Below are 13,379 nucleotides of genomic sequence, written 5' to 3'. Positions count from 1 at the left end.
AATGTGTTCAGACGGCCTGAGATTTTTTGGAGTTGCAAGAATGAAACCGATTTTGTATTTGATTCCTACCCCTTTGGGTGCGCCTGATACGCCATGCCTGTTGCCGCATGAACAACAGGCGATTGTCGGGCTGACGGATTTTGTCGTGGAAGCGGAAAAAACAGCGCGCGCGCATTTGAAACATTTGGGCGTGACTACGCCTATCCGCGAGCTGAATCTGCAAACGCTGAATGAACACACGGATTTGAAGACTTTGCCGGAATTGCTGAAACCTTTGCAAGAAGGGCGCAGTATGGGCATTGTCAGCGAGGCGGGTTGCCCGGCTGTTGCCGATCCAGGCGCGAATTTGGTGGCGTTGGCGCATAAACACGGTTTTGAAGTACGGCCTTTGGTCGGCCCGTCCAGCTTGTTGCTGGCGCTGATGGCTTCGGGTGCGAATGGGCAAAACTTTGCGTTTAAGGGGTATCTGCCGTCTGAAAAAAATGAGCGCATTCAGCGTTTGAAGGCTTTGGAGCAACGTTCGCGCCAGCAGAATGAAACGCAGCTGTTTATCGAAACGCCGTATCGCAACGATGCGTTGTTGGCTGATGCGGTGGAAAACCTGCATCCTGAAACGCGCTTATGTGTGGCTACGGACTTGACCTTGCCGACACAGGAAATCATTAGCCAGACGATTGCGCAGTGGAGGAAAAGAAAAGAAATGCCGAATTTGAAAAAACGTCCGACGATTTTTGTGTTGCATTCCGCTTAAAACTGGATTGGGTTCAATCTCAAACTGTATTTGAGGAAATAAAAAAAGGCCGTCTGAACAACAGACGGCCTTTGTATTGCCTATACCTTTATCAAGAAACGACTTCGCCTTGGGCGCGTTGTTTTTCGATGCTGCGGTTGATGTGCCATTGTTGGGCGATGGTCAAGAGGTTGTTGACTACCCAGTACAGAACCAAGCCGGCAGGGAAGAAGAAGAACATGATGGAGAAAACCAAAGGCATGATTTTCATCATTTTCGCCTGCATAGGGTCGGTTGACGGCGGATTCAGATAAGTTTGTGCAAACATGGTTGCCGCCATAATAAAAGGCAGGATGTAGAAAGGATCCGGACGGCTCAAGTCGGTAATCCAACCCAACCAAGGCGCTTGGCGCAATTCTACGGAGGCGAACAATGCCCAGTATAGGCCGATGAAGACGGGGATTTGCAACAGCATAGGCAGACAGCCGCCCAGCGGATTGATTTTCTCGTCTTTGTAAAGCTGCATCATGGCTTGTTGTTGCGCCATGCGGTCATCGCCGTATTTCTCTTTGATGGCTTGCAATTTAGGTGCGGCAGCACGCATTTTTGCCATAGAGCGGTAAGAGGCGTTGGTCAATGGATACAGTACGGCTTTGACGATAATGGTCAAAACGACGATTGCCCAGCCCCAGTTGCCGATGATGTTGTGCAGTTGGTTCAGAAGCCAGAAGAGCGGCGATGCGAACCAGTGTACTTTGCCGTAGTCTTTTGCCAGTTGCAGTTTGTCGGCGATATTGGCAATAACGGAAGTGGTTTGCGGACCGGCATACAGATTGATGGCGGTTTCTGCTTTTGCACCGGCTTGTATGGCGGCTAAAGGCACGCTGACACTTGCGCTGTACAGGTTGTCGTTGCGGCGTTTGATGTCGATACGGCAGTCGCCTGCAGCGCATACGCTTTGGCCGTCTTTAGGCTGCAAAATCCAAGTGGACATGAAGTGGTGTTCAATCATGCCGAGCCAGCCGGTCTGGGTTTTGCGGATGTATTCGGCTTCGGATTTGCCGGATTTGGCATCGTCGTCCAAATCAGAGAAGCTGACTTTTTGGAAGTCGCCTTCAGGGGTGTAAACCACCGGGCCGACGTAAGAGCGGGTAAAGTAGCCTTGGCCTTCGGGTTCGCTGTGGTCGCGGACGATGCGGTAGTCTGCGCTCAGGTTGACAGGTTGGCTGTTGCTGTTGGTAATGTCAAAGCGGACGTTAACCAAGTAGCTGCCTTTGGTAAAAGTATAAACTTTGTCGATTTTCAGGCCGTTGGTTTCAGGTGCGCTCAGGCGGACTTCAACTTTGTCGCCTTCCAAACTGTATTGTTTTTGCGGAGCGGTAAAGCTGATGCCTTTTAGTATGTTGTTGCCTTGTGCGTCCAAAAGCTCGGATTGGGCAACATAGGTGTATTCCTTGCCGTCGTTAAACAGGACGAAAGGTTTGTGTTCGTCGCCGGTTGCTTTGTATTGCAAGAGGGTCAGCTGGCGCAGGTCGCCGCTTTTCTCATCGATGACGGCTTTGACCGTGTCTGTGGTAACGGTAATGGGGGTGGCTGGAGCAAGCGCGGCCTCGGCAGCGGCTTTTGCCGGAGCAGCGGCCGTTTGCTGTTGCGCGGCTTGTTGCGCCGGATTAGGTTTGGGGCTGGGGAAGAAATGTTCCCAGCCGGCAAAGATTGCCACTGAAATGGCAAAAAACGCCATTAGTCTTTTAAAATCCATAAGAGATTCCTGGAATTGACGGATAGGTAATCGAGATGAAAACTGCTTCAGACGGCATTATATAGAAACCGACGGGAAATTAAAGGAAATCGTGTTCTTTAAATGGTTGACAGCAGCATTATGGAACAGGGTCATGTCCGTGTCCGCCGAAAGGATGGCATCGTGCGATGCGTTTGATTGCCAGCCATCCGCCTTTGAATGCGCCGTATTTTTTGACGGCTTCGACTGCGTATTGTGAACAGGTCGGGGTATAGCGGCAGCGCGGCGGAATGATGGGGCTGATGCAGTATTGGTAAAAGCGGATGAGTGCAAGGAGGAGCTTGGAAAGCAGGGTGTTCATCGGCGTTTTTTCATCAGCTGGGCAAGTTGGTCTCGGGCTTCCGGAGCAGTTTCCTGATTAAACGCCTGACGCACGCGCACAACAAAATCATGCGGCGGCAGTTGGTGTTGATTCAGCCTGAACCAGTCGCGGATGACGCGCTTCATGTAATTGCGGTCATGGGCGCGTTTGGCGGTCTTTTTGCTGACGACCAAACCAAGGCGCGGATGGCCGAGCGTGTTGTCTGCGGACTGGGAGACTTGCAGCAAATCGCGGCTGCGTCGGTTTTTCAACGCAAAAACGGATGAAAAATCATCCGTTTTTAATAAGCGATACTGCTTCGAGAAGCCGTAATTCAAAATTATACAGCCAGGCGTTTGCGGCCTTTGGCGCGACGGGCAGCCAATACTGCGCGACCACCGCGGGTTTTGGAGCGAACCAAGAAGCCGTGGGTGCGTTTGCGTTTGGTAACGGAAGGTTGATAAGTGCGTTTCATGATGTTTCCTAAAAATTGGTAGATAATTAAACCGTGAATTACACTCCAATTTGCCGCTTTTGTCAATCAATATAAAAACTTTTCGTTGGCCAAAGTGTGACAACGGGTTTTATGCATTAATAGAATTTGTGGATAAAATTTTGCGGCGGTTGTGGATAAAAAAGAGCGGAATGGGTATAATCGCCCAATCTTGCTTTTCTCTGTGCGCAAGGCCGTCTGAAAGCAGCGGGAGTGTCGTAAAAATTTGATTTTTATCGAATTTCCTGTTTGCTCTGCCTTCTTGTATTTCCCAAATCTTCCATTTTCCGAGCTTAATCTCATGACGTTAGCTGAATTTTGGCCGCTGTGCCTTTGCCGCCTTCACGAAATGTTGCCTGCCGGGCAGTTTGCGCAATGGATTGCGCCTTTGACCGTGGGCGAAGAAAACGGCGTATGGGTGGTGTATGGTAAAAACCAATTTGCCTGCAATATGCTCAAAAGCCAGTTTGCCGCCAAAATTGACGCCGTGCGTGCCGAATTGGTGCCTCAGCAGGCTGCTTTTGCGTTTAAGCCGGGCGTAGGTACGCATTATGAAATGGCGGCTCAGGCTGTTGCGCCGGTACAAGTGCAAGAAGTCATTGAAGTTGAAGAATTTGTAGAGCCTGTTCAAATGTCTTTGCAAACTGCTGCGGCAGCGGAAGAAGATAGGTCGTCTAAAACAGATTCCAAGCCTGCCGCTGCCATGACGGCTGCCGAGATTTTGGCGCAACGCATGAAAAACCTGCCGCATGAGCCTCAAGTGCAAACTGCCGCTCCGGCTGAGTCTAAAGCAGTTGCCAAAGCCAAAACTGACGCGCAACACGATGCGGAAGAAGCGCGCTACGAACAGACCAATCTGTCGCGCGACTATACATTTGAAACTTTGGTGGAAGGTAAGGGCAACCGCCTTGCTGCCGCAGCCGCCCAGGCGATTGCTGAAAATCCGGGGCAGGGCTACAACCCGTTTTTCTTATACGGCAGTACCGGTTTGGGTAAAACCCACTTGGTGCAAGCCATCGGCAACGAATTGCTGAAAAACCGTCCTGATGCCAAAGTGCGTTATATGCACTCGGACGACTATATCCGCAGCTTTATGAAGGCTGTGCGCAACAACACTTACGATGTGTTCAAGCAACAATACAAACAATATGACCTGCTGATTATCGACGATATTCAGTTCATCAAAGGTAAAGACCGTACGATGGAAGAGTTCTTCTATCTGTACAACCATTTCCACAACGAGAAAAAACAGCTGATCCTGACGTGCGACGTATTGCCTGCCAAAATCGAAGGTATGGACGACCGTCTCAAGTCCCGTTTCTCATGGGGTTTGACTTTGGAACTCGAACCGCCCGAATTGGAAATGCGCGTGGCGATTTTGCAGAAAAAGGCAGAAGCGGCCGGTATCAGTATCGAAGACGAAGCCGCTCTGTTTATCGCCAATCTGATCCGCTCCAATGTGCGTGAACTGGAAGGCGCGTTCAACCGTGTCAGCGCCAGCAGCCGTTTTATGAACCGTCCTGTCATCGACATGGATTTGGCGCGTACGGCTTTGCAGGATATTATTGCCGAAAAACACAAAGTCATTACCGCCGACATCATCATCGATGCGACAGCCAAATACTACCGTATTAAAATCAGCGATATATTGGGCAAAAAACGCACGCGCAACATCGCCCGCCCGCGCCAAGTTGCCATGAGCCTGACCAAAGAGCTGACCACGCTCAGTCTGCCTTCTATTGGCGATGCCTTTGGCGGTCGCGACCACACGACTGTGATGCACGGTGTTAAAGCGGTGGCGAAACTGCGTGAAGAAGATCCCGAATTGGCGCAAGACTACGAAAAACTGCTGATTTTGATTCAGAACTGACCCAATGCAATATTCAGACGGCCTGATGTCAATGTGAGGCCGTCTGAACACAAAAAATATTTTAAAATACCCAAATCAACCGATTTCAAATTCAAAGGAATGGAACATGCTGATTTTACAAGCCGATCGCGACAGTCTGCTCAAGCCGTTGCAAGCCGTTACCGGTATTGTCGAACGTCGCCATACTCTGCCGATTTTGTCCAATGTGTTGCTGGAAAGCAAAGACGGACAAACCAAACTTTTGGCAACCGACTTGGAAATCCAAATCAATACCGCCGGCCCTGAAAGTCAGGCAGGCGATTTCCGTATTACGACCAACGCTAAAAAATTCCAAGACATTTTGCGCGCCCTGCCTGACAGTGCGCTGGTGTCACTGGATTGGGCGGACAACCGTTTGACTCTGCGCGCGGGCAAATCCCGTTTTGCCCTGCAAACCCTGCCGGCTGAAGACTTTCCGTTGATGAACGTCGGCAGCGACGTCAGCGCGACTTTCTCGCTGACTCAAGAAACCTTCAAAACCATGCTTTCGCAAGTGCAATACAGCATGGCGGTTCAAGATATCCGCTATTATCTCAACGGCTTGCTGATGCAGGTTGAAGGAAACCAACTGCGCCTTGTTGCAACCGACGGTCACCGCCTTGCTTATGCGGCCAGCCAAATTGAAGCAGAACTGCCAAAAACGGAAGTAATCCTGCCGCGCAAAACGGTATTGGAACTCTTCAAGCTGTTGAACAATCCGTCCGAGTCCATCACCGTTGAGCTTTTGGATAATCAAGTACGCTTCCAATGCAATGGCACGACCATTGTCAGCAAAGTCATCGACGGCAAGTTCCCTGACTTTAACCGAGTGATTCCTTTGGATAATGACAAGATTTTCCTTGTATCCCGTACCCAGCTTTTGGGTGCGCTCGAACGTGCGGCCATTCTTGCCAATGAAAAATTCCGCGGCGCGCGACTGTTCCTGCAGCCTGGTTTGCTGAGTGTCGTATGTAGCAACAATGAGCAGGAAGAAGCGCGCGAAGAGCTGGAAATCGCTTACCAGGGCGGAGAACTCGAAGTCGGTTTCAATATTGGCTACTTGATGGATGTGTTGCGTAACATCCACTCCGACGATATGCAGCTTGCTTTCGGCGATGCCAACCGTTCAACGCTGTTTACCGTGCCGAACAATCCGAATTTCAAATACATCGTAATGCCGATGCGTATTTAATTGGTGTGTGAACAAACAAAAAGAGCGTGTATGGTACACGCTCTTTTTTATAGGATTGAATCAAAAGGCCGTCTGAAAATTGTTTTTCAGACGGCCTTTTGATTAAACCGGGATGATTCGGTTAAATAGGAAAACTGGGATTAACGTGGACGTGGTTCGCAGTTTTTCACCAGGAATGAGCCGTTAGGGGCGTTCACGCCAACTACTTCAGAAGTAGTGTGGGTGTTTTTGTCGATGAAACCGGCAGACATTGCATAACCTTGACGGTTGGTGAAAGTAGTGCCAGTGCTGTCAGAACGTTTTTTGTTGACAACCAAAGAGGCTTTTTTGCCACCGGCGTTTACGTCAGCAGTAACTGCACGGCCGCTACGGTCAAAGCCGTACATCACGTTCAGTGATTTGCCACCGTCACAATGGTAAGAAACGAAGCCGGCAGGTGCAGCGGCAGCAGAGAAGGAAACAGTAGCCAATGCGGCTGCAGTGATAACAGAAAGTAATTTCATGATCTAAGCTCCATATGAGGGTTGTGTGTTATCTTGCAAAATGAGAAAGGGTTTCCGTTTGCAGATGAAGCGTATTTTAGGCGTTTTGTCGGTAGTGACAATTAGGTAAATTGCAAAACAGTGTTTACTTATGCTTACCCGATTGTTTATTAATAGAAAGTTGTTTGTAATTTGGTGTTGCAAAGTGGTTATACGGGTTGTTGCGGAATATATACATTAATGATTCTTTAAGAAATATAGCAAAAGAATACAAAAAAGGCCGTCTGAATATTCAGACGGCCTTTGATATGAAGCGGTTTACAAGAAGAAAATTGAAGCGATAGTCACGGCGATGACGCCATAGATGCTCATGGGGATGACAGTTTTCTTGATGATCGCGCCTTCGGCGTTGTTTACGTTTAACACGCTGCATACGGCGATGATGTTGTTGATGCAGACCATGTTACCCATTGCGCCGCCGACAGATTGCAGGGCGAGGATGAGGGTAACGGACAGGCCGGTATCAAGCGCGATTTGTTGTTGAATCGGACCAAAGGTCAAGTTGGATACAGTGTTGGAACCAGAGAAGAATGCACCGATTGCGCCCAAGTATGGGGAGAAGTACACCCAGTGTTCGCCTGCCATCGCGGCAAACTCTTTACCGATGATTTTCACCATGGAGTCATCGCCGCCAACCATCATCAGCTGAACCATAATCAGCGCGCCCATCAGGGCAAGCAGAGGTTTTTTGGTTTGGTTGAAGGTTGCAGCGTAGAAAGACCATGCATCTTTGAATTTGGTTTTGTACAGCAGGATGCAAATCCAAACGGTGAAGACAAACGGAATCCAAGCCGGAACGTAGAGGGTTTGGTAGGAAGCGTTTACGCCTTGGCCGAAGATGTTGCCGAAGGTGATGGTCAGGGAGTCGCTGACGGTGATTTTGGACAAATCAAACGGCAGTTGGAAGCTGAACCATTCTTCTTTGCTGGTCAGCAGGCCTTTGATGCCCAGCTGTTTGATACGGGTTATCACCAGCATACCGATCAGCATACCCAAAGGAGCCAGTGCTTTGGCAACTTGTGCGAAAGGTACTTTTTCTGCATTCGGGTCTTTGGCGTAATCTTTGCTCAAGCCCCAGCCGCGGTTTGCGGCGAATACGGATACCATCAGGCCGATTGCGCCGGCAACCAGAGATGGGAATTCTTCATTGACCATCGCCAATGCAACGTAAGGAAGGGTACAGGAGAATACGGCAATACCGATGAAGCCCAAGTTTTTGCGGATTTCAGCCCAAGGTACGATGAAGCTCAAGCCGATCACAGGGATGATGAAACCAGCAAAGAAGTGCATTACGCCGGTTTGCATACCGATTTCCATAATGCTCTTTTGATCCAAGCCCAAAGGAGCGAAGCCGAACCAAGTCGGGGTACCTACTGCACCGAAGGATACGGGTACGGAGTTCATGACCAAAGTGAAGATGGCTACTTTTAATGGGTTGAAGCCCAAGCTCATCAGGATTGGCGCGGCAATGGCGGCAGGTGTGCCGAAACCGGATGCGCCTTCAATCATAAAGGCGAAAGACCAGCCGATGATCATCAACTGGGCAATCGGATTCGGGCTGATGGTGGCCAGCCATTTGCGGATGACATCGATACAGCCGGTGGTTTCCATCATGCGGTTAAACATAATGGCACCGAAAATTACGGTAATCGGGGTCAGGGTAGAGACGAGGCCGGACGCGGCTGTTGCGTTGAGCAACATGGCGTCGTCGCCGAAATAAAACAGTTTGATGGCATAAATCAGCGCGGCGGTAATCGGCAACGCGACGTAGGACGGCATACTGTTTTTCTTAACCATCAGCCAGATCAGCAGCACGATGGGAAAAATACTGAGAAAGAGAGCCATGGGATTATCCTCGGGGCAACAAGCATCATAACCGTCAATCAATGGCGGTTTGATGCGATGTGTTGAGTAGTTAATGTTTTTCGAATAAGGATTGCTATTTTTTTAGATGCAACCAGTTATCAGGTAAATTGGTTTTACCAATTTATGAAAACTGTTGCACACTTTACGTAATCTTATGTAATCGGTCAAGAGGTTTGTAATAAAAAAGGCCGTCTGAAATAGGGTTTTCAGACGGCCTGAGAGCATTGCCAGTAGTGCATTTGGTCAAATATCGAATGGTATTTACATTCAATATTTTGTAAAGATTTTGTTTTTAATTGATTTCAAACGAATTATTCTATTCCTGCCCATTTATGCGTTTGTACGCTCAATTGCCAATGGACGAGTGTATCGGGTCGGCTGTTTAACACACCGATTTGGCGGATGGTGTCGTAGATATTCATCACACCTTCTTGCTCGCAAGGCGAGAGGTAGTAATGTTGGGCGAGGATTTTGCGTTCCATCTCTTGGCAAAACGCAATGACATCGCCGTCGGCAACAATGCGCACTTCATTAGCTTTCTCGATGCAACTAGATTGATATTTGGCGGCGTAGCAGGCCTTAGGGCTGGTAGCAACGTAGTCGATTTGCGGCGGCGCGGGGTTGAGGCCGTTGGTTTCGATACACAGGAAATAGCCTTCGGCTTTGAGTGCATTGAGCAGGGTATCCAAATGCGGTTGGATGGTGGGTTCGCCGCCGGTAATGATGATGTTGCGCGCCGTGTAGGTTTTCAGACGGCCTAAAATATCGGACAGGCTCATCATGCCGAATTTGAGGTAGTCGGTGTCGCACCAGCTGCACGCGAGATTGCATTTGCCCAGGCGGATGAAAATGGCGGGCATGCCTGTATTCCAGCCTTCGCCTTGCAGGCTTTCAAAGATTTCGACAATGCGGTATTGGGGATTGTTCGGAGTGATTTGAATGGTCATGAATGTCGGGTGTGCGGGTTTTAATTGTTGTGGTGAAGCGTTTTGAGAAATCGGGTGAGGCAGCCATTCTTTCTGTTAGTTCGAGTGGAAAGAACGGCTGGTGTGTTTAAGCGGCAATGACGGCTGCGGCGGCCAAAAATGCCGGCAAGCCTTGTTTGAGCAAAATGCCTTTGTTGCCGGATGAAAACGCGCCCCATGCGGCGGCGATGAGGACAAAGCCGAGGAACAGGATGGTCACGCCGTAAACCGCGTTGTCGGGTGCGGCAAAGCGCGCCCATACCAAGCCGATGGCGAGGAAACCGTTGTACAGGCCTTGGTTGGAAAACAGAGTTTGTACGCGCTTTTGTTCCATAAATTCGTAAGGCATGTTGAACAGCTCTGACGTTTTTTCGCTTGGGATTTGCGTCATTTCGAGCCAAGCGATGTAGAAGTGTTCGACAGCGACGAAGAGAACGAGGAGGGTGGAGATGATTTTCATGAAGATTCCTTTTGATGTTTAGCGGATGGGTGTGTTTGTGGAACAGGCCGTCTGAAAAATACAAAATGCCGGTTTAGTCTCCTTCATATTCCGCACACGACGTCGGCGTTTCCCATAGTTTCACGCTGCACACTTTGACACCGGCATTTTTCAGACGGCCATACATTTCTACGCTCATGTTTTCGGCGGTGGTGCGGCAGGGCAGGCGCAGGGTTTTCATGTTCCAGCCTTCCAAAAGCGCGGCGATTTGGCTTTCGCGTTCGTTGTTGCCGTGATAGATGAAGGCATGGTCGAACGGGTCGGTAATGTGTTGTTTGACGATGGCTTTCAGGTCGGTAAAGTCCATCACCATGCCGTCTTTTGCGCCGCCTTGGATAACGGGTGCGGAGACGGTGATTTCGAGTTTGTAGGTGTGGCCGTGAAGGTTTTGGCACTTGCCGTCATGCCCGTCGAGCATGTGCGAGGAATCGAAGGTAAAGATTTTGGTGATTTTCATGAGATGAAGGAAGCCGATGAGGCCGTCTGAACGGTGTAAAACCTGTTTCAGACGGCCTTAAGATTATTGTTCGGAAGGGAGTTTGAGGAAATGCTCACGATAATGGCGCATTTCTTCAATGCTTTCGAGAATGTCGTCCAATGCCTTGTGAGAACCGCGTTTGACCACGCTTTTGGCAACGGCCGGATTCCAGCGTTTGGCCAATTCTTTCAGCGTGGATACGTCTAAGTTACGGTAGTGGAAATAGGTTTCCAAACGCGGCATGTATTTGACCATGAAGCGGCGGTCTTGATGGATGGAGTTGCCGCACATGGGCGTGGATTTCTCGGGTATCCATGCGGACATGAAGTCCAACAGGTTTTGCTCGACTTCGGCTTCGGTCAGTTTGGATTCGCGCACGCGTTGGGTCAGGCCGGTGCGGCCGTGGGTGGCGGTGTTCCACTCGTCCATGCCGTCGAGCAACTCGTCGCTTTGATGGATGACGTAAACGTCCGACTGCGCCAGTACGTTCAAATCGGAATCGGTAATGATCATGGCGACTTCGATAATGCGGTCGTGTTCCGGGTTGAGGCCGGTCATTTCCATATCGATCCAGCAGAGATTGTTTGCGTTTTGGGTCATTTCAGACGGCCTTGTGTTTTCAGTTGGCAGTATTATAAAGGATAAAGGTTCGGGCCGTCTGAAAGCATTTGTAACAAGTTGTGCAATCTCTTGATATAATCGTCCGTTACACAAAAATTCACCGCCAAAAATCATGAACCCAAGCCCTTTGCTCGATATTATCGATACGCCTCAGGATTTGCGCCGTCTGGAGAAAAAACAGCTGCCGCAAGTCGCCGCCGAATTGCGCGAATTTCTGTTGGATTCCGTCGGTAAGACGGGCGGCCATTTCGCCAGTAACTTGGGCGCGGTCGAGCTGACGGTGGCACTGCATTATGTGTACGACACGCCCGAAGACCATCTGGTCTGGGATGTCGGCCATCAAAGCTATCCGCACAAAATCCTAACCGGCCGCAAAAATCAAATGCACACCATGCGCCAATACGGCGGTTTGGCGGGTTTTCCGAAACGCAGCGAGTCGGAATACGACGCGTTCGGCGTAGGACATTCTTCCACATCCATCGGCGCGGCATTGGGTATGGCCGTTGCCGACAAACAGTTGGGCAACAACCGCCACAGCGTCGCCATCATCGGCGATGGAGCCATGACGGCAGGTCAGGCGTTTGAAGCCCTGAACTGCGCAGGCGATATGGATGTCGATTTGCTGGTCATCCTCAACGACAACGAAATGTCGATTTCCCCCAATGTCGGCGCGCTGCCGAAATATCTTGCCAGCAACGTCGTGCGCGATATGCACGGCCTATTGAGCACCATCAAAGCCCAATCGAGCAAAGTATTGGATAAATTGCCCGGCGCGATGGAGCTTGCCCAAAAAGTCGAAAACAAAATCAAAACCTTGGCAGGAGAAGCGGAACACGCCAAACAGTCGCTGTCTTTGTTTGAAAACTTCGGTTTCCGTTACACCGGCCCGGTTGACGGCCACAACGTTGAAAATCTGGTGGACGTATTAAAAGACTTGCGTGGCCGCAAAGGCCCTCAGTTGCTGCACGTCATCACCAAAAAAGGCAACGGCTACAAATTCGCCGAAAACGATCCTGTCAAATACCACGCTGTCGCCAAGCTGCCGAGCGAAGTGCCTGCCCCGGAAGTGAAACCTGCCGCGGCCAAACCGACTTATACGCAAGTATTCGGCCAATGGCTGTGCGACCAAGCGGCGGCTGACGAGCGTTTGGTTGCCATCACGCCTGCCATGCGCGAGGGTAGCGGCTTGGTTGAGTTTGAACAGCAATTCCCCGACCGCTATTTCGACGTCGGAATCGCCGAGCAACACGCCGTTACCTTTGCGGGCGGTTTGGCATGTGAAGGCATCAAGCCCGTCGTGGCGATTTACTCCACTTTCCTGCAACGCGCTTACGACCAGTTGGTACACGACGTTGCCTTGCAAAACCTGCCTGTTTTGTTCGCTATCGACCGTGCAGGTATTGTCGGTGCAGACGGCCCGACCCATGCCGGTTTGTACGACTTGAGCTTTTTGCGTTGCGTGCCGAACATGATTATTGCCGCACCAAGCGACGAAAACGAATGCCGCCTGCTGCTCTCAACCTGCTATCAGGCAAATTCGCCGTCCGCCGTCCGTTATCCGCGCGGTACAGGTATGGGTGCAACCGTTTCAGACGGCCTGGAAACCGTTGAAATCGGCAAAGGCATCATCCGTCGCGAAGGCGAGAAAATTGCCGTTATCGCCTTTGGCAGCATGGTTACCCCATCATTGGCCGCTGCCGACAAGCTGAACGCGACCGTTGCCGATATGCGCTTTGTCAAACCGATAGACGAAGAACTGATCGTCCGTCTCGCCCGAAGCCATGACTACATCGTTACTGTCGAAGAAAATGCCGAACAAGGTGGCGCAGGCAGCGCGGTGTTGGAAGTGTTGGCGAAACATGGCATCTGCAAACCGGTATTGCTGCTGGGTGTAGAAGACAAAGTTACCGAACACGGCGACCCGAAAAAACTCTTAGCCGATTTGGGGCTGAATGCCGAATCCGTTGAAAAACGGATTGCCGGTTGGATAGAGGCCGTCTGAAAAA

14 protein-coding genes are annotated in these 13,379 nt (G+C 50.3%); 4 read left to right on the top strand and 10 right to left on the bottom strand.

Annotated elements, in window-relative coordinates; genetic code table 11:
* The first annotated feature begins 40 nt into the window (after window positions 1-40).
* Window positions 41-751 (top strand): SAM-dependent methyltransferase, encoded by a 711-nt coding sequence (locus ACTHRE_RS04400; protein WP_377073655.1) that lies wholly within the window; start codon window positions 41-43, stop codon window positions 749-751.
* Window positions 752-842: 91 nt separating this feature from the next.
* Here ACTHRE_RS04400 and yidC read toward each other — a convergent pair whose 3' ends face one another.
* The 4 genes from yidC to rpmH all read right to left on the bottom strand — a co-directional run bounded on the left by yidC (window position 843) and on the right by rpmH (window position 3,304).
* Complete coding sequence (yidC, locus tag ACTHRE_RS04395) at window positions 843-2,489, bottom strand: membrane protein insertase YidC (protein WP_377073654.1); 1,647 nt, start codon at window positions 2,487-2,489, stop codon at window positions 843-845.
* A 118-nt stretch (window positions 2,490-2,607) separates the two neighbouring features.
* The gene (gene yidD, locus ACTHRE_RS04390) at window positions 2,608-2,829 is read right to left on the bottom strand and encodes a membrane protein insertion efficiency factor YidD (RefSeq protein ID WP_377073653.1); all 222 of its coding nucleotides are present in this window, start codon (window positions 2,827-2,829) and stop codon (window positions 2,608-2,610) included.
* Window positions 2,826-3,167, bottom strand: coding sequence for a ribonuclease P protein component (gene rnpA, locus ACTHRE_RS04385; RefSeq protein ID WP_377073652.1), 342 nt, complete (start codon window positions 3,165-3,167; stop codon window positions 2,826-2,828). Before rnpA ends, yidD begins: the two co-directional genes overlap by 4 nt.
* Window positions 3,168-3,169: 2 nt before the next feature.
* Window positions 3,170-3,304 carry a 50S ribosomal protein L34 gene (gene rpmH / locus ACTHRE_RS04380; RefSeq protein WP_002214728.1) on the bottom strand — a complete coding sequence of 45 codons (135 nt, stop codon included), beginning with the start codon at window positions 3,302-3,304 and terminating at the stop codon, window positions 3,170-3,172.
* Between the two features lie 319 nt (window positions 3,305-3,623).
* Here rpmH and dnaA point away from each other — a divergent pair, with 319 nt between their 5' ends.
* On the top strand, window positions 3,624-5,192 hold the full coding sequence (dnaA, locus tag ACTHRE_RS04375; RefSeq protein WP_107867806.1) for a chromosomal replication initiator protein DnaA: 1,569 nt from the start codon (window positions 3,624-3,626) through the stop codon (window positions 5,190-5,192).
* Window positions 5,193-5,298: 106 nt separating this feature from the next.
* On the top strand, window positions 5,299-6,402 hold the full coding sequence (gene dnaN, locus ACTHRE_RS04370; RefSeq protein WP_004520410.1) for a DNA polymerase III subunit beta: 1,104 nt from the start codon (window positions 5,299-5,301) through the stop codon (window positions 6,400-6,402).
* Between the two features lie 140 nt (window positions 6,403-6,542).
* Here the strand turns inward: dnaN and ACTHRE_RS04365 are convergent, their stop codons facing one another.
* The 6 genes from ACTHRE_RS04365 to orn form a co-directional block, all read right to left on the bottom strand.
* Window positions 6,543-6,905, bottom strand: a complete 363-nt coding sequence (locus ACTHRE_RS04365) for an ACP-like domain-containing protein (RefSeq protein WP_070460395.1) — start codon at window positions 6,903-6,905, stop codon at window positions 6,543-6,545.
* 297 nt (window positions 6,906-7,202) lie between these two features.
* The gene (locus tag ACTHRE_RS04360; RefSeq protein ID WP_070713597.1) at window positions 7,203-8,789 is read right to left on the bottom strand and encodes an L-lactate permease; all 1,587 of its coding nucleotides are present in this window, start codon (window positions 8,787-8,789) and stop codon (window positions 7,203-7,205) included.
* 332 nt (window positions 8,790-9,121) lie between these two features.
* A complete protein-coding gene (locus ACTHRE_RS04355) occupies window positions 9,122-9,757 on the bottom strand; it encodes a 7-carboxy-7-deazaguanine synthase QueE (protein ID WP_070646615.1) in 636 nt (211 codons plus the stop codon).
* Between the two features lie 106 nt (window positions 9,758-9,863).
* Window positions 9,864-10,235 (bottom strand): DUF1304 domain-containing protein, encoded by a 372-nt coding sequence (locus ACTHRE_RS04350; RefSeq protein WP_070584755.1) that lies wholly within the window; start codon window positions 10,233-10,235, stop codon window positions 9,864-9,866.
* Between the two features lie 73 nt (window positions 10,236-10,308).
* Window positions 10,309-10,731: a 6-carboxytetrahydropterin synthase QueD gene (gene queD / locus ACTHRE_RS04345; RefSeq protein ID WP_377073651.1), complete on the bottom strand. Its 423-nt coding sequence runs from the start codon at window positions 10,729-10,731 to the stop codon at window positions 10,309-10,311.
* Between the two features lie 63 nt (window positions 10,732-10,794).
* Window positions 10,795-11,352 carry an oligoribonuclease gene (gene orn / locus ACTHRE_RS04340; protein ID WP_293203717.1) on the bottom strand — a complete coding sequence of 186 codons (558 nt, stop codon included), beginning with the start codon at window positions 11,350-11,352 and terminating at the stop codon, window positions 10,795-10,797.
* A 133-nt stretch (window positions 11,353-11,485) separates the two neighbouring features.
* Here orn and dxs point away from each other — a divergent pair, with 133 nt between their 5' ends.
* The gene (dxs, locus tag ACTHRE_RS04335; protein WP_377073650.1) at window positions 11,486-13,375 is read left to right on the top strand and encodes a 1-deoxy-D-xylulose-5-phosphate synthase; all 1,890 of its coding nucleotides are present in this window, start codon (window positions 11,486-11,488) and stop codon (window positions 13,373-13,375) included.
* Window positions 13,376-13,379: the final 4 nt, after the last annotated feature.

This window comes from Neisseria sp. P0001.S007 (assembly GCF_051963655.1).
GTDB lineage: Bacteria > Pseudomonadota > Gammaproteobacteria > Burkholderiales > Neisseriaceae > Neisseria > Neisseria subflava_A.
Note: the sequence above shows the minus strand (reverse complement) of the source record. Positions and strands in the feature narration are given on the sequence as shown.